This is a genomic window from Mongoliitalea sp., assembly GCF_054166905.1.
Genome location: NZ_JBSZCK010000035.1, coordinates 28,550 through 54,301, shown reverse-complemented (window position 1 = coordinate 54,301; position 25,752 = coordinate 28,550). Strand labels below are relative to the sequence as shown.

Sequence of the window (25,752 nt, the reverse complement as noted above, 5' to 3'; positions counted from 1 at the left end):
AAGAGGCATAGCGAAAAGAAGTTATGCCTTTTTATTTTTCCATTGTGGGTCGTAGGATAATTTACTAACTCCATACAAATAAAGCACTTTGGAATACCGAAGCATTAAAGGTACTAAAGCAATATTTAATACGATAATGGTAACCACATAATAAGTAACTGGAGCTCTATCAAAGAGTACGTTGATGGCCACAAAAATCGTGACCATTAAGGCCACTGAAAATGCATAACTGATATACATTGCTCCATAAAAAAAATCAGGCTCTGGTGTTAGAACTGCTTTACAGGTCGCGCATTTATGATTGACCTGGGTCAATTTGGTATAGCTCATAATGGGGGTAGGGAAAACATTCCCTTCTCTACATCGAGGACATTTGCCATTAACTATGGCACTACTTAAACTTCTTCTTTCCATAATACTTGAATACCTACAAAAATACTTAAAAACTTTAGCAACTTCGTGATTTGAGTCACGTATCATGGCAATGGACAAATTTTCCATATTTTCATTAATTTTGCGGTATGATTAAAAAAATCAGTAATAGCATCTTGTGCAAAGTTTTGGTATTGTTGACGCTTGTCAACTTTATCAACCTTTCTGCTGATTTTTACACCCCTCAGACACTTGTCAACAAGCATCAGCTGGTTGATCCTATTGATACCTTAGCAGAACTTGTCTTGGAGTATTTCTTTGATATGGACGAAAAAACCATACCTGACACAGAAGTACCCCAAGAGCAACGCAAATTCAAAGATTTAAAACTGTATCACCAAGATATCAGCAAAATAATTAGCCAAAAGATTTTTGTACAGCAACAGCACTGCAATGCCTATTACCTCAATTTGTTTGAAAGCATCAAAATTGAGACTAACTCACCTCCCCCCAAAGCTTAATGTTTGAAACCAATTTTTCTTCAATCATTAAAAAAAATCGTATGAAAATTAAACTAATTATCGCTATTCTGGCGCTCCTGTGCATCAGTGTGGCACCGGGAATGGCACAAGATGATCAAATCCTAATTGACAGCACCAAAATAGAACGGATGCTTTTGGATAGTATGTTTATTGCTGAAGTGGAAAAACCTCAGAGCAATCTTAAACCAAAAGTTCTACATGCTGAACCTTTATATATTGACCTAATACGAGACTTGGGAGCAAGAAAGGGCGAACGCGAGTGGAATTTGGGAGTAGGCATGACGGACAGAAGAGGATATGATGAATATGAAGGCCTCATAGAGTACGAGTGGGCTCCTATTGACAGATTGGGATTTGAAATCGAGGTGCCGGTGACACTTTATTCTTGGAGAAACAGTCTTCCTAACAACGATTTAGAGCGTCCAAATAATCGAGTTGAATCTTTAAAACTAGCTACTCAATGGTCTTTTTTAGTATCTGAAAAATACAAATCCACCCTTGCATTAGGGTACATTCACGAATTTGAATTTGTGGATTTGAATAGACTGGGTAGAGGTGGTGAATTATTCAAAGGAAATATTTATAATCCCTTTTTTATTGCTGCCAAGCGTTGGAGTTCTAACTACCATACCTTGATTTACACAGGTCCACGTATAGAAAAACTCTTTAACCAAAGACGTGACATCACCTATGAAATCCATACGAATTTTCATTACATGATCACTGGTACAAGAAATTTCATAGGAGTAGAGATCAATAAAGAAATCCATAATGGCAAATTAGAAACAGTCTTAAGACCTCAAATGCGTGTGGGCCTGGCAGAAAATCTCATGATTGGTATTGTTACAGGAATACCTGTGGGTAACCGGGACAACACGGGATTAAGTTCATTTATGCGTATAATCTACGAGCCTCATTTCAAAACATTCCACTAACAAAAAATCTCAGGTGTTTAGCCTGAGATTTTTTTATTAAAACTGTTTGGGTACAATTCCTTTTCCAAATTGGTCAATCACCTCATCCAAGTCATAATCTTTACCTTTTCCCCATCGAAGCAATTCTTCGAATGTATATACTTCGGTCGTATCCAAATCCTTCACTTTAAAATCAGATCCAGAAAGTTTTGCTAACACTTCCAAGGTTCTTTTTTCACCATTATTGACAAAGGTATAGACTCTTCCAACCCTCAAACTATCCAACGACATAGCCATATTACAAAGGCAAGTTTAATAAGTTAATACGTTTTATTGGCCCGGGACAGTACTGCTGATGACAGGCAAGACATGTTTCCACAAGCATTTTATAATTCGAAATCAATTCTTCCTCAGTACTTTTTTCCATTAGTTTCAAGTTTTCCAAATATGCATTACCCATTAATTCAAAAGTGGCTGTTTTGACATTAGGATTGGTTGCTCTTGCTGTTAGTAACTCCTGATGCTTGGAAAGGTAACTTTTGATAGCATCCCCCTTTTCGACAGCATCTTTGATTTCTTGCATATCTTCAAACATAGCCCGCATCAATAAAGCTAAGGGAGCATCCTCATTGGGGTAGCGCGTAGTTTCCTCTTGTTTCGTTTCTTTGGTCGTACAAGAAACCGAAAACAACCCAAGAAAAACACTAATCAATAATAGATTACGCATTCTCTTGAATAATTACACCAACAGCCTCAAAAGCGTATTCTACTTTTGGACTTGTTATGGCATCGATTTCCTCTTGCGATTTACCTGCATCTTCAGCATAATGCTTCAAAGTAGCTACATCGGTAAATTTTTTAGAAGCCACCCCTTCGATTATTACAGGATATCCATGTGCATTTTTTGGCACAAAAAATCCGTAATCTTTAAATGTAACTCTCATCGTCTCTCCGTTAGGAAGATCTATTGTCATCCAGCATCCCTTCATGGAACAGACATCCTTGATTTCGCCAAAAACCTTGCCTTCAAACTCATCTGACTCTTCTAATGCTGTAACCAAACTAGCTAAGGTGAGTGGATTGGATGCAGAAATTTCATCTCCAAACATACCAGTAGGCAGATTTTCAGTAGTTACTTCTTCATCAACAGACTTTTCTTGAGATTGGCAAGCCACTAAGCTCAAACCTAAGAGAATTGCAAGTATTTTTTTCATGGTGCTTTGATTTAATGTATCAAAACTACTGAGAGTCATCAAATAAAACAATGATAACTCTCAGACTATTTTAGCTTTTCAGCAAATGCCTGTTTAAACTTCTCCACTTTGGGACGTATCACAAACTGACAATAGGGCTGCATGCCATTATCCTTGAAATAGTTTTGATGGTAATCCTCAGCTACGAAAAAATTGCTAAATGCAGTGATTTCCGTAACTATCGGTCTATTAAAAGCACCTGATTCATTCAAACGTTTTTTGTAAAACTCCGCAATTTCTTTTTGCTCATCGTTGTGATAAAAAACAGCTGACCGGTATTGAGGACCTACATCTGCCCCTTGACGATTTAAAGTAGTCGGATCATGCGTAGACCAAAAAATCTCCAATACATCCTCAAAGCTTAACACTTTTGGATCGTAAAAGAATTGGATAACTTCTGCATGCCCGGTAGTGCCGGTGGTAATCTGTCTATAAGTCGGCTGATTCACGTGTCCACCACTATACCCGGACTTTACATCGTACACACCTTTTAGATCTTGATAAATGGCTTCAATACACCAAAAGCAACCTGAACCAAGAGTTGCTACTTCTAAATTATCAGGCACTTGTACGGTAGTTTTAGGTAAATCTTGCATAGTTTGTTGTCTTCGGTTTTGCTGTCCACAGGCTACTGAGGCAACTAGTACCATTACTGAAAATAAAATAGAAAACTTCATGTGCTCAAAACACCAAAAAACTCAGGAATGTTTCCTCATTTTTTACGGGAAATCCGTACAGGTCCTTTCGGATCTTCCGCAGGATTAACAGAAATGCCTTTTTGAGTTACCTCAATAAGTCCTTCTTTATACAAACGCATCATTTCCTCTCTTACATCATCCAAAAATACCCTCCAGGCTTGGGGATACATCCATCTCACTACCTCAGAAGGGCAAAAAGAAGTATTAGGACGCATTCGTATCATTTCAAGAATAGCTTGACGAAGTGGGTTTGGTTCAATATATTGATTTCTTTTTTGGATAAACATTTCACTTACAGACCATGATGAAGACAGGTGGAAAGTTTTTTAAAGTAAAATGAATTTGCATCTGCTTAAAAAACCTTCTGAATTCGAAACGTAAAAAATACGAATAACAAATCTGAATAAATCTCCCATTTTCACTCAAACATTCTACACTCTTTTGATAAAGACTATTTTTTACATCTTTATCAATCAAACTCAAAGGAAGCGAAGATAAAATCAAATCAACTTTCCTTCCTTGAATGTATGTATCAATATTTGCGGCAGAATCACAGATTATTTGGATTTGTTCAGATTGAAACTCCTTTTTCAGCAACTGACAAAAATACTCATTAACTTCAAAAACCAACAGTTCTGCATCTGCACCCATCTCGGACATTATCCCTCGAGTGATACTACCATCACCACCTCCCATTTCTACAATCAATTTAGCATTTTTGAAATCTGCATAAGAAATCATTTTATTCACCAATCTCTTGGAACTAAAGCTTAGAGCTCCAGTAGTTGAAATATTTGAATACAACTCTTTTAATAATGCAGTTTTATCACTCATATTAGGTTGACTTCTGAAGTTAGTTTTGGGAAGGATTAATCACTAGTCTTTTCTCCGAAGACTTTTAAGCAGTATACACCTAAACAAACCTTTTGATGCGCAACACCAGTTCATTCGGATTGAATGGCTTGGTAATAAAGTCGCTTGCTCCTAACTTAAAAGCCTGCTGTACAGAACTTTCTTCATCACCTAAAGCGGAAAAAACCAGAACTGGTATATCAGGGTAATGTTTTTTAACCCAATAAGTAACTTCAAGACCAGACTTAAATGGGACCATCAAATCTGTCAGAACCAAATCAGGCCTGACTTCTTCGAAAGCTTTCAACGCATGATCACCATCTCTGGATATGTACACTTGATACCCCTCTTTTTTGAGTTTGAAATCGACCATCTTTAAGATGAGCTCATCATCCTCGATTACTAATATTTTCTTCATTATTCTTAGGGAGACGACTATAGTATGGTGGAGTCAACATCATTGACTCGTCATATTTAAACTAGAATTACAAATTTAATAGAATAATCCAATCAGTAGCCGTTTATCATAAGGGAATTAGCAAGATGTTAGAATTTGTAATTAATTGTCACAGAAAATTCAAACTCTTGCTGGGTTCTGCCAGGAAAAAATTCTTGATAATTATACGTGGCCTGAACACCAGCAACTATGGTATTAGCTAATAAACGATGATAGCCCACTCCTGCACGGTAAGAATCCAATGCTACCCGATTTTCAAACTGACCAAGTGTGGGTCTTTCGTCCGGGGACGTTCCATATCCTAAAATAATGGTCGCAAAATCAAATCGGCTATCAATAAAGTACCTATAGACTAAAGTGAATGCTGGATAAAAATCCTCCTCTTCATTTTGAATAAAAGCCCTTAAATTTAACCAACTGGAACCAATGTATTTCCCTCCTCCCAACACTACTGAGCGAAAATTTCTTCTACCCTCGGGAGGATTAACACTGTTGTAGCGAAGGCCAGCTTCCCATTCCCAGCCTCTGTCCAGATTTTGGAAAAAGGAATAGGAATAGCGTTGTTCCGGAAATACCAACGAAGAGCTAAATGCCACACCTGCATAGGAATAAGAGCGTTTCCCTGTAAAGAAATAGGACTCTAACTCATACTGAACACCCGAATCTATGGATTGCCCTGCACTCAGACGATTGGCATAATTCACTCTTCCAATGATGGAACCCCATCTTCTTTCCCGAATATATTGCGCACCCACCAAATGCCAAGGACCTACTCCGTCCCGATCAAAGGCCGTAATGGAATAATTTACCCCGACTCGTTGATTGTCTAATCGCAACTCCAAATTATTCAACTGTTGACGCAAATCGGAATCTTCCGGAAAGCGCTGTACAAGTGTTTTTAAGTAATCAAATTCTGTTCTGATATCGTCATCTAAACGAACCAATGCTAGTTTTAACCTATAAAATTGACTCTTATCAGGAAATTGCTGAATAGCTTGATCCACTACCTTCAAGCCTGCCTCCATTTCACCTTCTTCCAACTCTAAGCCCACCAAATAAGTATAGGCATCTTCATAAGCTGTACTTTTTTCCAAGACATAATTGAGAAAATAACGGGCACTATCGGCTTGACCTGTAAATCGATAAAGTCTTCCCAATAATAAATGAAAATCCAAGTAATCAGGGGCTAAGGAAGCACCTTGTCTCGCCATAGCAATTGCTTTAGGATAATCCTTTTCTTGATTGGTTACTTGGATTGCAGCTATCAAAAGACTATCGGTATCTACTTTCTGGGCATAAGTATCCATAAAAGGTACCAAAACCAATGATAGGCAAAAACTAATTGTTAGAAATGTGCGTTTCATTTGATGTCTTTTTTTTAGCTGTTGTAAAACCTTGTCTTTGCATATTGCCCCATTTCTGTTCTTTATTGGTTAGAAAATGGTAATACCCTTTCATGGAAGCATACACATTAAAAGGGTGGTAAGCAATGGGTTCCAATACTGCCTTCCAAACCAATTGAAAGACTTCTTTTTTACTACTGTAATGTCCATAAAAAACCTCATCCCATAGAACTGAAAGAAGTGTTACTGTCAAATAAAACAGGTATACCACCCCTGTTGCTTTGATAAAATAGGCCGTATTGACATCTATTAAAAAGAAGCTTAATATTAACGCAGTCAAACCCAATACTTCTAAGATTGGCACCATAAACTCATAGAGCCAAAAATATGGAAGAATCAAAAAAGCGGTCTTCCCATATTTTGGCCTAAATAACATGTCCCTGTGCAAGTATAAAGTCTGAATCAAGCCTCTAGCCCAACGAACCCGCTGACGAATCAATACATCTTTGGTAGCTGGTACTTCTGTCCAACACAAGGACTCGGGAATATAGGTGATTTCAAAAGCAAGCTTATTGTCGTACATATGCTTTCGCATACGGGTAATCAACTCCATATCTTCTCCAAGAGACTTGTGCCAATATCCTCCTGCCTTAATTGCGATTTCTTTGTCAAATAGACCTAATCCTCCAGAAACCAGCAAAAGACCATTGATTTCACTCCATGCCATTCTACCCATCAAAAATGCACGGATATATTCCAACTCTTGGAAAGATGCCCACCAGTTTTGAGGAAAGCGAATTTTCATCATAAAACCATCTTTCACTTCGCAGGAATTGGATGCACGGATTGCTGCACCGGATGCAATTGTCCTTTTTTTGGAAGTCATGAATGGCTTAGCCAATTTCATAATGGTATCGCTTCTCAAAATACAATCCACATCTGTACACAAAAACAAGGGATACTTGGCTGAATTGATACCGGCATTGGAGGCATCAGCCTTACTTTTACCATTTTCTTTGTCTACCACCAATAATTTTGAATACACAGGATTGGTAGATTTATAATGTCCACGTACAGGTCTTGTCGGAATTTTCTCCTCATAATAAAAATTAACCTTTACCAGCTCAAATTCCCTGATCAACTTCTCTAAAGTATCATCTGTGCTTCCATCATTGATGATGACTACTTCAAAATTTGGATAGTTAAGCGAAAGGAGTGAACGGACATTGTAAATGATATTCAAACCCTCATTAAATGCCGGAGCGACAATAGAAACACCTACTAAATTATTGGATTTCACCAACACTTCATCCTTGATGGTATACTTTGCATTGTTGTATCGCTTGATTGCCAAAAAGGAACCAACAGCCATCGCTACATAAGCCAAAATGTAAATACTGGCAAAACCAGTGATGAAAACCTCAAAAAACTTAAGTAAAACTTCTAAAATCTCTCTCATTGGGTCAAATAGGGGTCTAGGACGTGCGCTTTGGCAGCTTGAAGATCTTCAGTTTCAAAACTATGATTTTCAAAATTACTATCTAATGACGCAAGTGCATACATGCAAGCAATGACAATTTCTGAGTTTTGTGAAGAATGAATGAGTGTTTGCAAAAATGAAACAGCTTCCTCACTTCCAATTTCAGCAAGTGTTTTGATTATAGCCAACTGGTTTTCTTCTACATCTCTGGCAAATATATCCCGAAGTACTGGCTCGGACTCCACCAAAAACATTCTTCTGCAAGCTTCAATAGCTACTAATCTAACTTTTTGATTTTCACTATATAATAACTTAACTATACCTTCAGATGAACTTAAATCATTATAGTATACGATAAGTTTAATGGCGAAAATCAATTGACTGGGCTCCTCAAATTTGAGCCATGCCCCCAAATTAGCTGGTTTCTTGATTTTTGTACGCTGAATAATCTCTAAAATATTCAACCCTTCTACTAAACTGATGGACTCTGAATATTCTTCCAATACACTCAAAGGTCCAACTTCGGCCAAAGAAATATATGTAATTAAAGCAGAAGATCTAAGATTAGGATTTTTAGACGTAATCAGTTTTTTAACCAAGGATAATTTTCCTCCGTATTTTAACTCTCTCCAATAATACAAACCCTTTGTTTTATAGAACCAAAACGGAGATTTAACCAATGCCAAAGTGTAATCCTGCAATCCCAATTTGAAGTAAATAGAGAGCAATTTAGATTTTACCTCGCCTTTAAAATTCCTATCCAAATCAATGATATTTTGGATCAATAAGTCTTTACACCAATTTTGGTCGATTGGTACTTTTTTCTTGAATTTGTTGATTTGATTATCATAGGCTTTCTCAGATTGATCATCCGAAAAAATTAACTCAGATAAAAAGTTGTTGATTTTGTTCTGTAGGATTCTCCTGCGACTTTCTGAACGGAATTTTCTTGACCTGACAATGTATAGTTGAAATAGTAAATAAAGTACTGAAAGCACTAAAACAACTAAAGCGACATTCAGCGCGTGTGACAAATACGAACCATCCCGAAAACGGATGAAGTCATCTACAAAGCTGAATGTCGCTAAAATATAAGCGGACAAATATGACATATGCTATTGCTGGGGAAGCCTTTAAACTGATTCAAGGTATAAATAAAGACTATCAACTCCCAAAACTTTTGAATTAATTTCGCATCAATCTTTTGACACGAACTGACAGTTCGTTTGGATTGAATGGTTTAGGAATAAAATCCGAAGCTCCCAATTCAAATGCTCTGATAACTGTACTCTCTTCTTCTCCTAATGAACTCAGAACAATAACAGGGATTTTTGGATTGATTTTCTTGGAATGATTCAGGATTTCAATCCCGTTTTTGAAAGGAATCATAACGTCAGTTATGATCAAATCATGGTTACCATTCTCGATAGCTGACAAACCTGTAAGACCATCCTCAACCGTAGTAACATTATAGCCTTCTTTACTTAATCTGAAGCGAACCAAGCTAGATATCAGCTTGTCATCCTCAATTATTAGCACGTTTTTCATGGCTTTTTTCCTTTAATTTCTCCTAGTATGATCTAAAGGTAAAGAGGAAAAAAACAAAAAACAATGCAATGAAAACGCAAAAAATTGAAATTTTTTTTGCCAAAAATACAAATATTGTAATTTGTATTATGTCTCGAAATATTTGCCGTTCCTCAAATAATGCGTCAAAAAAAATAAAAAAAATTTTTTACTCTTTTTTTATGAAGTAGATTTCTGAAACATTAAATCAATTAAACCACCATTTTCTGATGCTATTTCAATCACAAATCGTCAAGAACTTAGGGTTGATGCTTTTGGTGATATTTCTGAGTGTTTCTGGTCTGTATAGTCAAAGTGACCCAACCGCACAAAAGAGAGTCAGTGGCACGTATGTCATCCAAAATGTCAACCTCGTAGCAAGTCCCGGTAGCAATGCTGTTCAGACTTCAATTATAATAAAGGATGGACTCATCCAAGATGTAGGTAAAAACCTACGCATTCCTCCCGAAGCACAGCTCATAGCAGGTGATTCATTGTATGCCTACCATGCATTCATTGACGCATTTACTACGGCAGGTGTTTCCAGGCCTGCGGATCCAGAGCGCCCATCTGATTTCAATCCTTCCAAGCCATCTGACGAAATTGCGGGGGTCACACCTTGGAGACAAGTATTGGATTATTACGATGCTAAAAACAACAGCATCGGCGATTGGCGAAAACTCGGTTTTACAATAGCTCAAATAGCACCGGAAGGCGGGATGATTCCTGGAAAAACAGCTATCGTCACCTATGGAGGTCCTAATTCCAGCAATATAATAGGTAAGCAAAACGCACTTTACGCCAAATTGAGGAATTCAGGAGGAGGAAGAAGCCTTTATCCTGGAACTACCTTGGGAGTGATGGCAAAATTCAGGGATGTGTACAAAAACACTGAATTGTCTGCCAAACATGACCGCACCTTTGCTTCTGCTGCAGGAATCAGCAGACCCGAAAGAAACAAAACTTATGAAGCTCTTTATCCTGTTATCGATAAACAAATACCTGTACTTTTTGAGGTAAATAACGATTTAGATGGCAGAAGAGCGATGATGCTTCAAAAAGAACTTGGTTTTTCTTTGGGCCTTATTGGATTACAAGAATCAGAAAACCTGATCGCTGATATCAAAAAAACAGGCAGCATAGCAATACTAAGCCTAAAACTACCTGAAAATGGCGCTGCGAAAGCTAAAAAGGATGAGCTTACGGATGAAGGGGGAGAAAAATTAAAACGTGTAGAAGAATCTTATCAGAAAGCTCTCGGTCAAGCAGCAGCTTTTGAAAAAGAAGGTGTTCCTTTTGCATTTACAAGCACAGGAATCAGACCTACAGATTTCAACAAAAACCTGGATTTGATGGTAAAAGCCGGACTGTCTGAAAAAGCAGCACTAGCCGCATTAACCACTAATGCGGCAAGTATTTTAGGAATTTCAAGATTTGTTGGAACTGTTGAAAAAGGCAAATTGGCCAATATCATGCTTACTACGGGCCCTTTATTTTCTGAAAACACTCAAATCAAACATGTTATTGCAGATGGGTATGTTTTCAATTACGAAGTAAAAGCTGCAAAAAAAGAAGGTAATGGCAATCCCGCCAATGGCTCTACAGATTTAAGTGGAGCATGGGAGTACATTTCTGAAACACCTGCCGGCAGCGGAAGCGGAGTGATGGAAATTAAAAGAGATGGCTCTTCTTATGCAGGAACTATTACTTATGACAGTCCAACAGGTGCTGGTAAAGATACTGCTGATATGAGAAATATTTCATGGAATAACAATGAGTTGAAATTCACATTTTCTGTTGCTGCGGGCGGAATGAACCTGGATGTCAATGTAAGTGGCTTGGTGGATGGTTCCAATTACTCGGGCAACCTTTCCATTGCTGATTTTGGTAGCTTCCCATTGAAAGCTACCAAAAAACCAAATCAACTCAATCAATAGAAAACTTATGAAAAAGATATTACAAGCATTCTTGATCAGTCTATTGCCTATGAGCTGGTCAGTTGCCCAAACCCCGACAGGTTCTGTTTTAATAAAAAATGCACATGTACTTACGGTGACCAATGGTGATTTGGAAGGTACAGACGTTTTGGTAGAGAACGGAATCATCAGAAGAATAGGAAAGAATCTTTCAGCACCTGCTTCCGTCGAAGTGATCGATGCTGATGGAATGTATTTGATGCCAGGAATTATTGATGCCCACTCTCATGTGGCTCTAGATGCCGTCAATGAAGCCACTGCTCCAATTACTTCCGAAGTAAAAATGGCGGATGTTGTCAACCCTTACGATATCGGATTATACAGAGCTTTGGCTGGAGGTGTAACTATCTCTCATGCCATGCATGGTTCAGCGAATGCGATTGGAGGACAAAACATCACATTGAAGCATAGATACGGTTCTGGTAACCCAGAAGACCTCTTTATGAAAGAAGCTCCTCGCACCATTAAATTTGCACTCGGTGAAAACCCTACACGTGTACATGGAAGAGGCAATGGCATCCAACCAAGAACCCGTATGGGCGTAGATGCTGTGATCAGAAATGGATTTAACGAAGCTATCCAATACAAAAAGGCATGGGAAGACTACAATAATGCTTTGAAAGTTAGAGGTGCAACTCCAGTTCCTCCCAAATACGATGAGCGTCTCGAAACATTGGCTGATATCTTGGATGGAAAAATCATCATTCATTGCCACTCTTACCGTGCAGACGAAATTTATGCCTTAATCAATACTTGTAGAGAGTTTGGAATTACAAATATCGTATTTTCACACGTGAATGAAGGTTTCAAAGTAGCTCCTGAACTAGCAGAGTACACCATGGGAGCTTCAGTATTTGCAGATTGGTGGGCATATAAGTTTGAAGTATATTATTCCACGGCTTACAATGCAGCTATCTTAACCAGAAACAATGTCATCACTTCCATCAACTCTGATTCAGGGGAATTGATCCGTCACCTCTACCACGAAGCAGGAAAAGCACAGCGCTATGGTGAGTTGAATGATCAAGAAACATTGGCTTTGATTACTATCAATCCTGCCAAGCAATTGGGAATTGCGGACAAGGTTGGATCCATTGAAGAAGGCAAGCAAGCAGATTTGGTATTGTTCAATGAACACCCGCTATCCGTTTACGCCATACCTCAGATGACATTTGTGGATGGTGTCAAGTACTTTGACATCCATGAAGATGATAATGATATGCGCTTGCGGGTAAGTGCTTCTGAAATTGTAGAACCTATCTTCTTGAAAGAGCATGAGCACCGGTGTATGCATGGTGTAGATTTCTTCTTCACTAATTTCGGTAGAAGCTTATTCAATCATTCACATTAATGTAGTTCCCAAACATAGAAAACATGAAAAAGATCTTATCCTTTATCCTGAGTTTGGTTGTACTACCTTTCTTTGGATTCGCACAATATGATGGTGAGTTTGTCAAACCTAAAAACGGACGATTCTTACTCCAAAACGCAACGATTGTAACGGTTACCAATGGTACTATTCAGAATGGAAGCATTTTATTGGCCAATGGTAAAATCCAAGCACTAGGTCAACAAGTAGACGGAGGTGATGCCGAAGTTATTGATTGTACCGGTTTATTCATTTATCCTGGTTTGATTGACGGAGGCAGCCGACTAGGTTTGGTGGAAGTGGGTTCTTTAGCAGAAACACAAGACTATGCTGAAATCGGACAGGTAACTCCTAACATGGAAGCCTTAGTGGCCGTAAATCCAAATTCTGTGGCTATTCCGGTGACAAGAGTTTCAGGAGTAACCACTACGCTAACCATGCCATCGGGAGGCCTATTTCCCGGAACAGCCGCTTTGATCAATCTAAATGGATATACTCCTGACCAAATGTATGCAGGTTTCAAAGGTGTCGTTATGAATTTTCCTTCTTCTGCCCGTAGAAGCACCTGGGATAGAAGAAGTGATGATGATATCAAGAAAGAGTTTGAAAAAGCTCAGGAAACCCTCAATGAAATCTGGGAAAAAGCAAGCACTTATCATCGCTTAAAAACTGCTGGTGCGACCTTGGAATACTACCCTGAAATGGAGCAATTATCCAAAGTAGTTGCAGGAGAGTTACCCTTATTAGTGGAAGTCAATGCTGCTGCTGATATTTTAAAAGCAATTGAGTGGATTGCCTCCAAAGAAGTAAAGGCAATCCTGACAGGTGTAGCAGAAGGCTGGAGAGTGGCAGAGCAAATTGCCGCTGCTAAACTTCCGGTGGTAACAGGTCCTATGCTATCCATCCCAACACGTCAGTCTGATCGCTATGATGCAGCATACACCAATCCAGGCAAAATGGCCAAAGCAGGTGTAAAAGTAGCTATCCGTGCCAATGATGCCGAAAACACCAGAAACCTACCTTTCAATGCAGGATTTGCAGCTGCTTATGGCATGGGCAAAGAAGAGGCATTGAAAGCCGTTACGATCTACCCTGCCGAGATCTTTGGAGTTGCTGACAGATTAGGTTCATTGGAAGTTGGAAAAGATGCCACCTTATTAGTCTCTACAGGCGATCCATTTGAAACAAGGTCACAAATCAGACATGTATTTATTGACGGATACAGAGTACCGATGAGTAATAGACATATCAAGTTATATCAGGAGTTTTTGGAACGTTCGCCAGGTTTGGAGAAGAACTAATGATAAGTCCTCTAATCTAGAGACATAAAAAAAGCCTGATCAAATCAGGCTTTTTTTATGGTAGGCCAATGAAATTTATAACAATCCAGCTTTACCCAAAATCTCTAATAATTTGTAAAAGGTATGCTAACCACAGAAATGAATCTGCTACATTCTATTGTCAAATCAAAAATATTTTGGAAAGCCTTGTTATATTGGTGTGAATAAAAATTTCTCACACATGATTGTATCAACAACACCTTCACTAGAAGGATACGCAATTACAGAATACCTTGGAATTGTTTCCGGGGAAACCATTATTGGTGCAAATGTTTTTAAGGATTTCTTTGCCAGTATCACAGATATCGTCGGTGGCCGGGCAGGCGCATATGAACGTGTACTTCGGGAGGCCAAATCCACAGCCATGTCAGAAATGCAGATGCAAGCCCGTGCTTTTGGAGCTAATGCAGTAGTTGGCATCGACCTAGATTATGAAACCATTCGAGATGGTATGCTCATGGTCACTGCATCAGGAACGGCCGTAAAAGTGGCTAAACTATAAGATGATTTGATTAAACCTGTTGAGGATTCATTTCAGCAGGTTTATTTTTTTTAACATGGCACGAATAACTATATCCGCCCACCTCATTATTTTTTTGAAGGTGATTCTACACCAGAGCATAGAAATTTGAGAAATTCTTCTTAGTTTAGAGGAGTAACGTTTTTTTCATGCTATGATAAATCCTAAGATTCCTGATGGACCATTGGACAAAAAGTGGGAATGGTATATCGCCAAAGCCCGTTTGATCAATCCTGCTAATCGACGTAAGTACAAAGCGATTGTAGTGGGCACCGGTTTGGCCGGAAGTGCCATCTCTGCTAGTTTGGCAGAATTAGGCTTTCAATGTGAGGTGTTTACCTACCATGAAAGCCCCCGAAGAGCTCACAGTGTGGCTGCCCAAGGAGGTATTAATGCTGCTAAAGGTTATAAAAATGATGGAGATAGCGTATGGCGAATGTTTTATGACACATTGAAAGGTGGAGATTTCCGCTCCAGAGAAGCCAATGTATTCCGAATGGCCGAATGCTCCATGGCATTGATCGATCAAGCAGTGGCCCAGGGAGTCCCCTTTGCCCGAGAGTATGGAGGCTATTTGAGCAATCGCTCTTTTGGAGGTGTGCAAGTGAGTAGAACCTTTTATGCCCGTGGTCAGACTGGGCAGCAACTATTGCAAGGAGCCTATCAGGCATTGATGCGGCAAGTTGCTCTGAAGCAAGTCCAACTCAATACTTGTCACGAAATGATGGATTTAATTCTTGAAAATGGAAAAGCCAAGGGAATAATTGCCAGAAACTTAGAAACAGGAGAATTGAGCGTCCATCATGCAGACACTGTTATCTTGGCAACAGGAGGTTATGGGAAGATCTATTACCTTTCTACCTTAGCAATGAACTGTAACGGATCTGCGATTTGGAGAGCCCATAGAAAAGGAGCCTATTTCGCTGCGCCAAGCTGGACACAGTTTCACCCTACTTCCCTACCCCAGTTAGGCAATCATCAGTCCAAGTTGACATTGATGTCAGAGTCTTTGAGAAATGATGGTAGAATTTGGGTACCCCAAAAAGCAAATGACACAAGAGCTCCAAAAGATATCCCTGAAAACGAACGTGATTATTACTTGGAACGCAAGTATCCATCGTATGGAAACTTGGCGCCAAGGGATATTTCATCTAGAGCAGCAAAGGAGCAGATAGATGCCGATAAGGGTGTTGGACCTATGAAAAATGCCGTGTATTTGGATTTTCAGACTGCCATTCTACGAGATGGAAAAGAAACCATACAAAAGCGCTATGGTAATCTTTTCGATATGTATGAAAAAATCACAGGAGTTAATGCCTACAACTCTCCCATGCTGATTTCTCCCTCTGCCCATTTTTCTATGGGAGGATTATGGGTAGATTATGAATTGCAAAGCAGTATTCCAGGACTGTTTGTATTGGGTGAGGCAAATTTTGCGGATCATGGTGCCAATCGCTTAGGCGCAAACTCTTTACTTCAAGCATGTGTGGATGGGTATTTTATAGCTCCACACACCGTCATGAACTATTTAGCAGGTGAACAGCCGAAACAACACATACCTGAAAGTTTTGGAAAAGAAGAACTTGAACTTACGGAAGAAAGAATTGCCCGCTTGATGAGCATTCAAGGTGATAAAACAGCAGAACAGTTTCACCGTGAATTGGGAGGAGTTTTGACAAAAAAATGCGGTCTTGCCCGAGAAAAATCTGTGATGGAAGAAGGCCTTCAGGCCATCAAAAACCTTCAAAAAGAATTTTATGTACGCTTAAAAATTCCAGGTTCTGCCAAGCAACTGAATATGGAATTGGAGAAAGCTGCACGGGTAGAGGACTATTTGGAGCTAGCGCAATTGATTTTCCATGATGCCTTGCAACGGGAGGAATCCTGCGGTGCACATTTCCGTGTAGAGCATCAGACTCCTGGAGGAGAGGCCAAGCGGGATGATGTGAATTTCCAATATGTCTCTGCTTGGGAATATGCAGATGGCCACTTCAAGCTTCATAAGGAAGACTTACAGTTTGAATTTATTAAACCACAAGAACGAACCTACGCCTGATTATGAAATTAACCTTAAAAATATGGAGACAGGCATCCAATCAATCCAAAGGAGGATTCGAGACCTATGAATTGAATGGGTTGCATCAAGAGATGTCTGTGCCGGAGATGTTGGATGTGTTAAACGAACAATTGATTTTGTCTGATAAAGAACCTGTTGCTTTTGATTCGGACTGTAGGGAAGGTATTTGTGGGCAATGTGGCTTTGTTATCAACGGTGATATTCACAGTCCTGAGAAGGGTGTGACTACCTGTCAAACTCATTTACGTAGTTTCAAAGATGGTGAAACATTAGTCATTGAGCCTTTTCGTGCAAAGGCCTTCCCCATCAAAAAAGACTTGTGCATAGACCGTAGAGCCTTTGACCGCATCATCATGGCGGGAGGCTACATCAGCGTCAATACAGGCCAAGCTCCTGAGGCCAATAGTACACGGATTTCTCATGAATTAGCAGAAGAAGCATTTGACTCCGCGGCATGCATTGGTTGCGGTGCTTGTGTGGCTATGTGTAAAAATGCCAGTGCCGCACTCTTTACAGGGGCAAAAATCAGTCATTTAGCTATGCTTCCTCAAGGAAGTATAGAAGCTGGTAAGCGCGTAAAATCAATGGTAGCTCAAATGGATGCAGAGGGTTTTGGATCCTGTACGATGACCAAAGCCTGCGAGGCAGTATGCCCCCAAGGAATTTCAGTTGCCAACATAGTACGGATGAATCAAGAGTACTGGAAAGCATGAACTAACATCTTTAACAAACAGCAATATCCAAAGCTCAAGTAGCTCAAATTCTTTGACCTGTTTTAAAAAATCACGAGAAATGGTTGGTAAATCCAACCAAGCATATTTTCTTTGCAGTATCCTTTCACTTTTTAGTGCTTGGATTTATACAGAAGAGGCGAGAGACAGGCTCTGAGACCCTCTGGCAACCATCCGTGTGGAAAGGTGCCAATTCCTGCCGATTGGAATATCTCCCTTCGGAACTATAAATTCAACAGTTATGACACGTACGGCTTATCAGCATTAACACATCTTATCAACTTGTGAACGACTCATGCGGTCGCTTCTTCACATGGCTTATTGCCAATTGCTTTCACCTTGTGTTACATCTCATTAGTTTACATTTCCCATGAATTTGATCAGCAGTTATTATACCATCGATATGAGTCAAGATACCTTCATCCATCATGAACCCTTCACACTAGAATCCGGAGAAATTTTACCTGAGTTTGAGTTGTCCTTTACCACCCTAGGCAATCTCAATGCCGCCAAAGACAATGTAATTTGGGTCATTCATGCCTTGACAGGTGATGCAAAGGTCTCTGATTGGTGGAATGGACTTATTGGCGAAGACCGATTCTATGATCCATCCAAGCATTTTATTGTATGTGCCAATTTACTAGGCTCCAGCTATGGCAGTACCTCTCCCTTGTCAGTAAACCCCATTAGTGGAGATTTTTATTATTATGACTTTCCGCAAGTCACACCACGAGACATGGCCAATTCGTTGGATTTGCTAAGGCAGCATTTGGAAATTGAAAGGATAGACACCATTATTGGCGGTTCTCTGGGAGGGCAGGTAGGCTTGGAATGGGCTTACCTACTTCAAGATCAGGTAAAACATAGCATCATCATTGCATCCAATGCCAAGGCTACTCCCTGGATACGAGGTTTCAATGAAACACAACGGATGGCTATAGCTGCTGATTGCACCTGGGGCGAACGGCAACCTGATGCAGGAAAAGACGGTTTGAAAGCCGCCCGAGCCATTGCTATGCTTTCTTACCGCCACCCCAAAGACTTCGAACTCAAACAAGAAGATACGGAAGAAAAACTGGACAATTATCGAATTTCATCCTACCTCCAGTACCAGGGACAAAAACTGGCCAAACGCTTTAACGCCTTTTCCTACTGGACGCTGAGCAAAGCCATGGATGCACATGACTTGGGAAGAAAACGTGGTAGCCTAGAAAAAGCTTTACAACAAATTCCCAGCAAAGTATTAACAATTGGGGTGGATACAGATATGCTTTTTTTGAAAGAAGAATCACAGTTGATAGCCAAGCATGTCCCTAAGGGCACCTATCGGGAAATCAGCTCCCATTTGGGGCATGATGCATTTCTGATAGAATACGAGCAACTAAGCTATATTCTAAGCAGTTTCTACTTAGAAGATACACTTTGATGTTTACTTGATAGCCAACAATTCAAATACCAAAACACCCTCCTCCATATCTGATCGGTTGGGATGTGTGGTACAAACCCATATCCCTTCCGAACTAGAGTAAGATAATTGAGGGTTATAGGCATTGATGGGAAATATAAACTCTCCGAGTTTGCTAAAATTAGCATCCGTAAGCACCAAACCCCATTTAGAAGGAACAAAGTCCATACCTGGTCCTTCCATCTCTGGGCGTTCGTCAAACTTTACAACTCTGGCCATCATATCAAGTTGCGGCAAATTGACCACATCCCAATACGCATCAGAATAATTCATTAACCACATAATTTCTTCCATATCTTCGAAGATATCCTTTGAAGAAGTGGGGGGACTAGATGAAAACTGACTAAAGGAAACTTCCTGTTGCTTTAATTCCCCGTCTTGGTACACCCAAATATCTTTGAAGTTATGATTGATGATGACAGCATTATTAAGCCCTTCAAATAAGGTTGGCATAATATTTTTATTCAGGTTAGTTCCTAAAAAATCGGCTGCATAGGTAGATAAAACACTGATTTCATTCGTATCCAAGTCCAAACGAAGCAAATTGGGCATCCCTTGAATTTCTTCTGGACTTAAGGTGTTCCAAGCAAATGTAAGCGGTGCTGCGGGAAAATAAACACTTGATTCTGTAGCAACAAAACTAAAATTCAATAGGGAAACATTCTGAGCAAAAAGACTTTCTGTAGGAATTGAAACCCGCCTCAGGATGGACCCTTCACTATCAAATTGGATTAATTTATCTCCAAAGGTCGATACCCAAAATGATTCATCATATCCCCATTGAGTATCCATTATCGGCCCACCTATTCCATCTGGCCCATCAGCTTCTAAACTGATAACTAATGGTGATGAATCATCAAGCCCCTTATAAATCGCAATTTCCGAGGTAGGATTGTTAATCACTAAGATTTTTCCGGCAGAAGATATCCTCCACCCTAAATTAAACTGTCCCCATCCTTCCGGTAACTGAAGCTGCTTGAGCTGTCCAGTTAATTCAAAAACGAGGGTATCATTCTGAGTGGATTTAGTACCACATGCCAACAGAAGTAATCCAACAAAAGTTAAGAAAAGGATTCGAACCATAGTTTTTGTTTTAAATTTAAAAACTAAGTTTCACCAAAGCAACTAATTTTTTAACCACTTAAATACTTGAATGCTTACTCACGCAAATAAGGTTGAACAATACTTCGATTTTTAATAGGTTGGTTCAATGAAATTCATACAAATCAAAGAAATCTGCCTATACATATCTGACCTTGATCTGGCAGAGGATTTTTATGGGGACACATTAGAAATGCCTGTCATATCCAAAGTCAAAGGAAGGCATATATTCTTTCGCTGTGGAAGCTCAGTTTTACTTTGCTTTATTCCTGAGGTCACTGCCAAAGAAGAAACACTCCCCGCTCATTTTGCAAAAGGAAAGCAACACATTGCTTTTGAGGTCAATAAACAAGATTACTTGGAAGCAAAATCAAGGCTTTTAGCAAAAGGAATCAACATCACCCACGAACAGGGATGGAAGGATAGTTTACAAAGCTTTTATTTTGAAGATCCTTTTGGGCACGTATTAGAAATCGTACCCAAAGGAATTTGGGAATCTTAGGCCCTCACCTGTAAAAATTTTCGAGGGATATTCACCAACATATTTTGTGCAATTCCAGGGATACGAATAATAAAATAGTCTTTGTTACCTTTATTGATACACTCACCTTCCATTCCTTCCAAGGCCCCGCCAACAATTTTTACCTGCTGTCCTTTTTCAATTTCTCCTGACTCTGTCTCTACAGCAACACCTGTTTCCAAGATACGCTGTATGGTCTCAATCTCTTCTTCACGAACGGTCGCATGTTCACCCGCAAAATGAACAAATTTCACCGCACCAGGTACCTGAAGGGATTCCCATAAATTTGCTCGGGATGTTTTGACGAATAGATATCCATTAAACAATGCCTTTTGGACTTTCTTTTTCCGATCAGACCATTGTCTCAGTTCTTCAATGATCGGTAAATACACCTCCAAGCCTTTCTCTCTCAGTCGCTCTGCTACTTTTTTCTCTGCACGGGAAGTCGTGTACAGCACATACCACTTCAAATCATTCATCATAGTTGTCCGAATTGTTTTCAAAAGTAGTCAAAAAACACTTTTTCAAACACGATAACTAGGGTTAAAAATACTCAAACATTCAATAAAAAACCCCTGGGTTATTTACCCAAGGGTTTAAACAATTAAAAACCACCAACCTTTATCAAATCATGTTATTTCAATTTGCGAAAAAGCATATTCAGTTTATCCGCCAACAAATACATGACAGGTACGATTACTAACGTAAGGAAGGTTGCAAAGGTTAGACCAAATATTACAGTCCATGCCATCGGCCCCCAAAAGTCTGCGTTATCCCCTCCAATGTAGAATTGAGGATCAAATTGACTCAATAAAGTAGCAAAGTTGATATTCATCCCAATGGCTAATGGAATCAATCCTAAAACAGTGGTAATAGCCGTTAGTAAAACAGGCCTCAATCGGGTTTTACCACCTTGAACAATACTGCTAAGCAACTCATCATAAGAAAGATACTCTCCATCTTTGACTCCTAACTCTTCTCTTCGGCGCTCTCTTACCAAATTGGTATAGTCAATCAAGACAATGGCATTATTTACCACTACTCCTGCTAAGGAAATAATCCCGATACCGGTCATAATCACAACAAAGTCCATGTTGAAAATTACCAAACCAAGGAATACACCAATGGTACTCAAAACAACGGAAGCCATGATAATAAATGGCGTAGTTACTGAGTTAAATTGGGCCACAATAATCAAGAAAATGACCGAAACAGCGATAAACAAAGCTCTTAATAAGAAAGCGGTTGATTTAGCCTGCTCCTCCTGCTCTCCTGTAAACTTAACATTAATACCATCCGGTATAGAATAATTAGCCACAAGCTGCTTCAATTCATTGTTGATTTCAGTTGGATTGTATCCGTCCAAGACATTAGAGAAAATCGTGATCACTTTATTAAGATCTTTCCTTTTGACTGACCCAAAAGTGGATCCATACTCTAAGTCAGCAACGGCTGAAATTGGCACCTCTTTTTTGTTACCCAACTTATCTCTAAAATTAATTTTTTTATTGACCAAAGAAGCCAAATCGTAGCGATACTCATCTTTCAGACGCAGCTGAATGGGATAATCGTCCTCTCCTTCCTTGTATTTGGAAACTTCCTGACCAAATAAGGCCGTACGCAATTCACTGGCGATTTGAGAAGTAGATAAACCAAATCGTCGAGCTTTTTCACGATCAATCTTTAGAATCACTTCTGGGCTTCCCAACTCTAAATCAGATTTCAACTCTTCAATACCAGGGATATTGGCAGAAACCAAGGCCTCTCTGAACTGATTTTCAAACAAAATCAATTTTTCGAAATCCTCTCCACTCACCTCAATATTGATTGGTTTCCCTACCGGTGGGCCATTACGCTGTTTATCAACAGTAATCAATACACCTGGATATTTTTCAACCATGGTGCGGATTTCTTCCATGATTTTATTCGTGTTCACACCTTGTCTGTACTGATATTCCACAAAGCTTATCGTTACCTTTGCTTTATGCGGAGTATTGGCCGTGCTTGGTCCCTCCGATTGATCACCTGTACCTTGTCCAACCTGAGAAATGATAGACTCCACTACATCACTGTATGGTTCCATCAATTGCAACAACTCATCCTCCATCCCTAACATAAATGCATTGGTAGCCTCTGTATCTGTTCCAATTGGATTCTCAATAAATACATTGACTAATGCAGGCTGATTATCAGGGAAAAATAGCACTTTTGGTGCTCTAACACCTAATAACACAATAGATAAAACCAACAATAAATTAACACCCGCAAAGAAGAAATAAGGATTATAACCTTTTAATGCAAACTTCAATGTTGCCTCATACAAGTTTTCCAATCTAACCAAAAACACATTCTGGAACCAGCGGATAGCAGGTCTTAAAGCATACACATTGAATACGGTCAGAATCGCTACAATGCCAAACAAATTCCCAAAAGTGATCGAACCTGCCAAGAAACTTATAATCGACATTACCCCAAAAACCAATGCAACAATCAGATTTTTGGTTTTTGGCTTGACTGATTCCACATCCTGAACTTTCATAAATAGGGAAGTAAGCACAGGATTGACCACCAAGGCAACAAACAAGGAGGATGATAATACAATGATCAAAGTAATCGGTAAGTATTTCATAAACTCCCCAATAATGTCATCCCAAAAGGCCAATGGCATAAAAGCTGCCAATGTCGTAGCTGTAGATGTAATGATTGGCCATGCAACCTCTCCTACCCCTTCTTTTGCCGCACGAATGGGACTTAAGCCCTCTTGCATCAAACGGTAGATATTTTCTACCACCACAATTCCATTATCCACCAACATTCCCAAAGCCAAAATCAAGGCAAACAATACCATCAGATTGAGGGTAATGCCGAAGGAGTTTAAAACCAAGAATGAAATAAACATGGAAAGCGGGATAGCAATCCCTACGAATAAGGCGTTTCTAAAGCCCAAGAAGAACATCAGTACCAACACCACGAGAATTACCCCGAAGATGATGGAGTTTTCCAGGTCATTGACTTGTGAACGGGTATTTTTGGATTGATCATTGGTGATGCTTACTTCTAAATCCGGGGGAAATCTATTAGCTTTTGCATTTTCAATGATTCCTTTAATCTTGTCAGCAGCATCAAGCAGGTTTTCCCCACTTCTTTTAACCACATTCACAGTGACCACAGGTAACTTATTGCTACGAGCATAGGATTCACGTTCTTTGTACGTATCACGAACCTCGGCCACATCCTCCAAATACACAATTTTTTGGTTCTCGGTTTTTACAATAATCCCATTTAATTCACTTGGATCAGTAAATTCCCCTGTGATACGAAGTGATCTTCTAAACTCCCCATCCAAAATATTACCACCCGAAATAGTGACGTTTTCTTGTGAAACAGCTTCTGAGATATCCGAAAATGATACACCCAAGGCTTCCATTTTAAAGATATCTGCATCAATTCTGATTTCGCGCTCTACTGTACCACGAAGCTCTGCTTTGGAAATTTCCGGAAGTTTTTCGATCTCATCTTCCAAATATTCCCCAAACTTCTTCAGCTCCTCTTCTGTGTAATTCCCCGAAAGATTCACGTTCATGATTGGGAAATCAGAAGTATTGACTTCTATCACATCGGGATCCTGATCCAAATCAGTTGGTAATTCACTTTTCGCCTTATCCACCGCGTCTTTGACATCCTGAATCGCTTTGGAAATCTCAACACCAGGGTTAAACTCCACTACAACAGAAGAAAAATCCTGAACAGAGGTAGATTTAATATTCTTGATGTTATTGATAGACTTCAGTTCCTTTTCAATGGGACGGGTAATCAAATTCTCCATATCCACTGGAGAGTTACCTGGATAAGCCGTTCCTACATAGACCGTAGGAATGACGATCTCAGGAAATGACTCTTTGGGCATCGTAGTATATGCCAAAATACCTAGTACTGTGATGATGACAGCTAAGATTACTACTGATGTTTGATTATCAACTGAGAGCGAGCTCAGCCCGAACTCCCTGACGATTTTCTTGGGTTGGTTTTCTTGAGACATGGTGACTTAAGCTGCAATGGTTACTGAAAAATTATCTCCTACTTCTCTGAACCCTTTATCCACCAAGGTTTCTGCTCCTGTCAAACCTTCCACGATTTCAGAACGATCCTTATAGGTCCTTCCACGCTTAATGTAGCGCTTTTTGCTTAATCCATCTTCTACAATAAACACATATTCCCCTCTATTATCCTGCAAAATCAAGTAATTTGGAACTTTGACAGCTTCATCCACTTCGTAGTCCTTGATTTTCAAAACAGAAATCATATTTGGCTTTACATTAGGAAGATTAGGTAAAAACACCTCTACCTTGAAGGTGCGATTGTTTGGATTGATAATGGATCCAACGGCTGATACTTTTGTTCTGAAAGATTCATTGATGGATGGGAAGGAAATCTCTACAGAATCCCCCTTACTGATTACACCAATGTAGCGCTCAGAAACATCTGCTTCCACATATAGTTCACTCACACCCACAAACTGGAACATTGGAGAGCCTGGCTGTACCAATTCACCTAAGCGAACTTGTACGGATTCCACTGTCCCGTTAAATGGTGCTCTGACCAAGGTTCTCGATTCTTGGGTTCTTAGTGATGCCAGGCTTTTTTCCAAAGTCTCTTTTCTGTTTTTTGCTTCCAAAAACTGTAACTCGGTTCCAATCTGCTGATTCCATAAGCGTTCTTGCTTTTCAAATACAATAGCGGCAAGCTCCAATTGCTTCTGAACTTCTTCTATATTTCTCTGGATAGACTCGGAGTCGATTCTGGCCATCACCTGCCCTTTTGAAATCTGCATCCCCTCAATAGCAATCACTTCGGTTACTCTTCCAGACACCTCTCCTGAGATGTTCACATTTTTCTTGGAAAGGACCGAACCGGCTACTTCCACATAGTTTTCAAACTTACCTACAATTGGTTGAATCGTAGAAATCAACACTGCCTTTCTATTGGCTATTCCAAACTCAGGGTCTAGCAAAGAAATTTCTTTTTCCAAAGCTTCAATTTTCAAGCGTAGATCATTGGCGTCTTTCTTCAAAGTTGCTAACTCATCTTTTTTCACAGTAAGCTCATCTTTTTTTCCACAAGAGAAAGCTACCACTGTCAGTAGTATCAAAATAAGTGATGAATAGGTTTTCATATA

26 protein-coding genes and 1 riboswitch are annotated in these 25,752 nt (G+C 39.5%); of the genes, 10 read left to right on the top strand and 16 right to left on the bottom strand.

What is annotated here, in order from left to right; genetic code table 11:
- Positions 1–21: 21 nt before the first annotated feature.
- Positions 22–414, bottom strand: coding sequence for a DUF983 domain-containing protein (locus ACXIUD_RS13085; protein WP_458053091.1), 393 nt, complete (start codon positions 412–414; stop codon positions 22–24).
- 107 nt (positions 415–521) lie between these two features.
- Between ACXIUD_RS13085 and ACXIUD_RS13080 the strand changes: the two genes are divergently transcribed.
- Together ACXIUD_RS13080 and ACXIUD_RS13075 are read left to right on the top strand one after the other, a co-directional pair.
- A complete protein-coding gene (locus tag ACXIUD_RS13080) occupies positions 522–893 on the top strand; it encodes a hypothetical protein (protein ID WP_458053090.1) in 372 nt (123 codons plus the stop codon).
- A gap of 47 nt (positions 894–940) precedes the next feature.
- Positions 941–1,849, top strand: coding sequence for an HAEPLYID family protein (locus ACXIUD_RS13075; RefSeq protein ID WP_458053146.1), 909 nt, complete (start codon positions 941–943; stop codon positions 1,847–1,849).
- Between the two features lie 36 nt (positions 1,850–1,885).
- Here the strand turns inward: ACXIUD_RS13075 and ACXIUD_RS13070 are convergent, their stop codons facing one another.
- The 11 genes from ACXIUD_RS13070 to ACXIUD_RS13020 form a co-directional block, all read right to left on the bottom strand.
- Positions 1,886–2,125 carry a hypothetical protein gene (locus ACXIUD_RS13070; protein ID WP_189585641.1) on the bottom strand — a complete coding sequence of 80 codons (240 nt, stop codon included), beginning with the start codon at positions 2,123–2,125 and terminating at the stop codon, positions 1,886–1,888.
- A 1-nt stretch (position 2,126) separates the two neighbouring features.
- Positions 2,127–2,555, bottom strand: coding sequence for a hypothetical protein (locus ACXIUD_RS13065; RefSeq protein WP_458053089.1), 429 nt, complete (start codon positions 2,553–2,555; stop codon positions 2,127–2,129).
- Complete coding sequence (locus ACXIUD_RS13060; protein WP_458053088.1) at positions 2,548–3,042, bottom strand: DUF4920 domain-containing protein; 495 nt, start codon at positions 3,040–3,042, stop codon at positions 2,548–2,550. Before ACXIUD_RS13060 ends, ACXIUD_RS13065 begins: the two co-directional genes overlap by 8 nt.
- A 65-nt stretch (positions 3,043–3,107) precedes the next feature.
- Positions 3,108–3,731, bottom strand: coding sequence for a peptide-methionine (S)-S-oxide reductase MsrA (gene msrA, locus ACXIUD_RS13055; RefSeq protein ID WP_458053087.1), 624 nt, complete (start codon positions 3,729–3,731; stop codon positions 3,108–3,110).
- Between the two features lie 62 nt (positions 3,732–3,793).
- A complete protein-coding gene (locus ACXIUD_RS13050) occupies positions 3,794–4,066 on the bottom strand; it encodes a DUF3253 domain-containing protein (RefSeq protein WP_458053086.1) in 273 nt (90 codons plus the stop codon).
- Position 4,067: 1 nt separating this feature from the next.
- A complete protein-coding gene (locus ACXIUD_RS13045; RefSeq protein WP_458053085.1) occupies positions 4,068–4,613 on the bottom strand; it encodes a class I SAM-dependent methyltransferase in 546 nt (181 codons plus the stop codon).
- Positions 4,614–4,692: 79 nt separating this feature from the next.
- Positions 4,693–5,049, bottom strand: a complete 357-nt coding sequence (locus tag ACXIUD_RS13040) for a response regulator transcription factor (RefSeq protein WP_458053084.1) — start codon at positions 5,047–5,049, stop codon at positions 4,693–4,695.
- 128 nt (positions 5,050–5,177) lie between these two features.
- Positions 5,178–6,452, bottom strand: coding sequence for a YaiO family outer membrane beta-barrel protein (locus ACXIUD_RS13035; protein ID WP_458053083.1), 1,275 nt, complete (start codon positions 6,450–6,452; stop codon positions 5,178–5,180).
- Positions 6,427–7,890 carry a glycosyltransferase family 2 protein gene (locus ACXIUD_RS13030; RefSeq protein WP_458053082.1) on the bottom strand — a complete coding sequence of 488 codons (1,464 nt, stop codon included), beginning with the start codon at positions 7,888–7,890 and terminating at the stop codon, positions 6,427–6,429. The genes ACXIUD_RS13035 and ACXIUD_RS13030 overlap by 26 nt, the downstream gene beginning before the upstream one ends.
- Positions 7,887–9,023 carry a HEAT repeat domain-containing protein gene (locus ACXIUD_RS13025; protein ID WP_458053081.1) on the bottom strand — a complete coding sequence of 379 codons (1,137 nt, stop codon included), beginning with the start codon at positions 9,021–9,023 and terminating at the stop codon, positions 7,887–7,889. The genes ACXIUD_RS13030 and ACXIUD_RS13025 overlap by 4 nt, the downstream gene beginning before the upstream one ends.
- A gap of 73 nt (positions 9,024–9,096) precedes the next feature.
- Positions 9,097–9,459, bottom strand: a complete 363-nt coding sequence (locus ACXIUD_RS13020; RefSeq protein WP_458053080.1) for a response regulator transcription factor — start codon at positions 9,457–9,459, stop codon at positions 9,097–9,099.
- Between the two features lie 248 nt (positions 9,460–9,707).
- On the opposite strand from ACXIUD_RS13020, the gene ACXIUD_RS13015 reads away from it, so the two are divergent.
- The 7 genes from ACXIUD_RS13015 to ACXIUD_RS12985 all read left to right on the top strand — a co-directional run bounded on the left by ACXIUD_RS13015 (position 9,708) and on the right by ACXIUD_RS12985 (position 18,916).
- Positions 9,708–11,414: an amidohydrolase family protein gene (locus ACXIUD_RS13015; RefSeq protein WP_458053079.1), complete on the top strand. Its 1,707-nt coding sequence runs from the start codon at positions 9,708–9,710 to the stop codon at positions 11,412–11,414.
- A gap of 7 nt (positions 11,415–11,421) precedes the next feature.
- A complete protein-coding gene (locus ACXIUD_RS13010) occupies positions 11,422–12,804 on the top strand; it encodes an amidohydrolase family protein (RefSeq protein ID WP_458053078.1) in 1,383 nt (460 codons plus the stop codon).
- Between the two features lie 23 nt (positions 12,805–12,827).
- The gene (locus ACXIUD_RS13005) at positions 12,828–14,123 is read left to right on the top strand and encodes an amidohydrolase family protein (RefSeq protein ID WP_458053077.1); all 1,296 of its coding nucleotides are present in this window, start codon (positions 12,828–12,830) and stop codon (positions 14,121–14,123) included.
- Between the two features lie 220 nt (positions 14,124–14,343).
- A complete protein-coding gene (locus tag ACXIUD_RS13000; protein WP_458053076.1) occupies positions 14,344–14,664 on the top strand; it encodes a YbjQ family protein in 321 nt (106 codons plus the stop codon).
- Positions 14,665–14,836: 172 nt separating this feature from the next.
- Positions 14,837–16,738, top strand: a complete 1,902-nt coding sequence (locus ACXIUD_RS12995; protein WP_458053075.1) for a fumarate reductase/succinate dehydrogenase flavoprotein subunit — start codon at positions 14,837–14,839, stop codon at positions 16,736–16,738.
- 2 nt (positions 16,739–16,740) lie between these two features.
- Positions 16,741–17,472, top strand: a complete 732-nt coding sequence (locus ACXIUD_RS12990) for a succinate dehydrogenase/fumarate reductase iron-sulfur subunit (RefSeq protein ID WP_458053074.1) — start codon at positions 16,741–16,743, stop codon at positions 17,470–17,472.
- A gap of 141 nt (positions 17,473–17,613) precedes the next feature.
- Positions 17,614–17,723: riboswitch (SAM riboswitch) on the top strand.
- A gap of 137 nt (positions 17,724–17,860) precedes the next feature.
- Positions 17,861–18,916, top strand: coding sequence for a homoserine O-acetyltransferase family protein (locus tag ACXIUD_RS12985; protein ID WP_458053073.1), 1,056 nt, complete (start codon positions 17,861–17,863; stop codon positions 18,914–18,916).
- Between the two features lie 3 nt (positions 18,917–18,919).
- Here the strand turns inward: ACXIUD_RS12985 and ACXIUD_RS12980 are convergent, their stop codons facing one another.
- A complete protein-coding gene (locus ACXIUD_RS12980) occupies positions 18,920–20,038 on the bottom strand; it encodes a DUF4221 family protein (protein WP_458053072.1) in 1,119 nt (372 codons plus the stop codon).
- 127 nt (positions 20,039–20,165) lie between these two features.
- On the opposite strand from ACXIUD_RS12980, the gene ACXIUD_RS12975 reads away from it, so the two are divergent.
- Positions 20,166–20,558, top strand: a complete 393-nt coding sequence (locus ACXIUD_RS12975; RefSeq protein ID WP_458053071.1) for a VOC family protein — start codon at positions 20,166–20,168, stop codon at positions 20,556–20,558.
- Here the strand turns inward: ACXIUD_RS12975 and ACXIUD_RS12970 are convergent.
- The 3 genes from ACXIUD_RS12970 to ACXIUD_RS12960 all read right to left on the bottom strand — a co-directional run bounded on the left by ACXIUD_RS12970 (position 20,555) and on the right by ACXIUD_RS12960 (position 25,749).
- A complete protein-coding gene (locus ACXIUD_RS12970; protein ID WP_458053145.1) occupies positions 20,555–21,055 on the bottom strand; it encodes a UpxY family transcription antiterminator in 501 nt (166 codons plus the stop codon). The two genes, ACXIUD_RS12975 and ACXIUD_RS12970, sit on opposite strands and share 4 nt — an antisense overlap.
- 155 nt (positions 21,056–21,210) lie before the next feature.
- The gene (locus tag ACXIUD_RS12965; RefSeq protein ID WP_458053070.1) at positions 21,211–24,615 is read right to left on the bottom strand and encodes an efflux RND transporter permease subunit; all 3,405 of its coding nucleotides are present in this window, start codon (positions 24,613–24,615) and stop codon (positions 21,211–21,213) included.
- Positions 24,616–24,621: 6 nt separating this feature from the next.
- A complete protein-coding gene (locus ACXIUD_RS12960) occupies positions 24,622–25,749 on the bottom strand; it encodes an efflux RND transporter periplasmic adaptor subunit (RefSeq protein WP_458053069.1) in 1,128 nt (375 codons plus the stop codon).
- Between the last annotated feature and the right edge of the window lie 3 nt (positions 25,750–25,752).

Coding starts and splice junctions, on each gene's coding strand:
- ACXIUD_RS13050 (WP_458053086.1), bottom strand. CDS start 4,066: ATGTTTATCCAAAAAAGAAATCAATATATTGAACCAAACCCACTTCGT.
- ACXIUD_RS13085 (WP_458053091.1), bottom strand. CDS start 414: ATGGAAAGAAGAAGTTTAAGTAGTGCCATAGTTAATGGCAAATGTCCT.
- ACXIUD_RS12960 (WP_458053069.1), bottom strand. CDS start 25,749: ATGAAAACCTATTCATCACTTATTTTGATACTACTGACAGTGGTAGCT.
- msrA (WP_458053087.1), bottom strand. CDS start 3,731: ATGGTACTAGTTGCCTCAGTAGCCTGTGGACAGCAAAACCGAAGACAA.
- ACXIUD_RS13035 (WP_458053083.1), bottom strand. CDS start 6,452: ATGAAACGCACATTTCTAACAATTAGTTTTTGCCTATCATTGGTTTTG.
- ACXIUD_RS12985 (WP_458053073.1), top strand. CDS start 17,861: ATGAATTTGATCAGCAGTTATTATACCATCGATATGAGTCAAGATACC.
- ACXIUD_RS13030 (WP_458053082.1), bottom strand. CDS start 7,890: ATGAGAGAGATTTTAGAAGTTTTACTTAAGTTTTTTGAGGTTTTCATC.
- ACXIUD_RS12970 (WP_458053145.1), bottom strand. CDS start 21,055: ATGAATGATTTGAAGTGGTATGTGCTGTACACGACTTCCCGTGCAGAG.
- ACXIUD_RS13020 (WP_458053080.1), bottom strand. CDS start 9,459: ATGAAAAACGTGCTAATAATTGAGGATGACAAGCTGATATCTAGCTTG.
- ACXIUD_RS12965 (WP_458053070.1), bottom strand. CDS start 24,615: ATGTCTCAAGAAAACCAACCCAAGAAAATCGTCAGGGAGTTCGGGCTG.
- ACXIUD_RS13065 (WP_458053089.1), bottom strand. CDS start 2,555: ATGCGTAATCTATTATTGATTAGTGTTTTTCTTGGGTTGTTTTCGGTT.
- ACXIUD_RS13080 (WP_458053090.1), top strand. CDS start 522: ATGATTAAAAAAATCAGTAATAGCATCTTGTGCAAAGTTTTGGTATTG.
- ACXIUD_RS13000 (WP_458053076.1), top strand. CDS start 14,344: ATGATTGTATCAACAACACCTTCACTAGAAGGATACGCAATTACAGAA.
- ACXIUD_RS12975 (WP_458053071.1), top strand. CDS start 20,166: ATGAAATTCATACAAATCAAAGAAATCTGCCTATACATATCTGACCTT.
- ACXIUD_RS13005 (WP_458053077.1), top strand. CDS start 12,828: ATGAAAAAGATCTTATCCTTTATCCTGAGTTTGGTTGTACTACCTTTC.
- ACXIUD_RS13060 (WP_458053088.1), bottom strand. CDS start 3,042: ATGAAAAAAATACTTGCAATTCTCTTAGGTTTGAGCTTAGTGGCTTGC.
- ACXIUD_RS13045 (WP_458053085.1), bottom strand. CDS start 4,613: ATGAGTGATAAAACTGCATTATTAAAAGAGTTGTATTCAAATATTTCA.
- ACXIUD_RS13015 (WP_458053079.1), top strand. CDS start 9,708: ATGCTATTTCAATCACAAATCGTCAAGAACTTAGGGTTGATGCTTTTG.
- ACXIUD_RS12995 (WP_458053075.1), top strand. CDS start 14,837: ATGATAAATCCTAAGATTCCTGATGGACCATTGGACAAAAAGTGGGAA.
- ACXIUD_RS13025 (WP_458053081.1), bottom strand. CDS start 9,023: ATGTCATATTTGTCCGCTTATATTTTAGCGACATTCAGCTTTGTAGAT.
- ACXIUD_RS12980 (WP_458053072.1), bottom strand. CDS start 20,038: ATGGTTCGAATCCTTTTCTTAACTTTTGTTGGATTACTTCTGTTGGCA.
- ACXIUD_RS12990 (WP_458053074.1), top strand. CDS start 16,741: ATGAAATTAACCTTAAAAATATGGAGACAGGCATCCAATCAATCCAAA.
- ACXIUD_RS13070 (WP_189585641.1), bottom strand. CDS start 2,125: ATGGCTATGTCGTTGGATAGTTTGAGGGTTGGAAGAGTCTATACCTTT.
- ACXIUD_RS13040 (WP_458053084.1), bottom strand. CDS start 5,049: ATGAAGAAAATATTAGTAATCGAGGATGATGAGCTCATCTTAAAGATG.
- ACXIUD_RS13010 (WP_458053078.1), top strand. CDS start 11,422: ATGAAAAAGATATTACAAGCATTCTTGATCAGTCTATTGCCTATGAGC.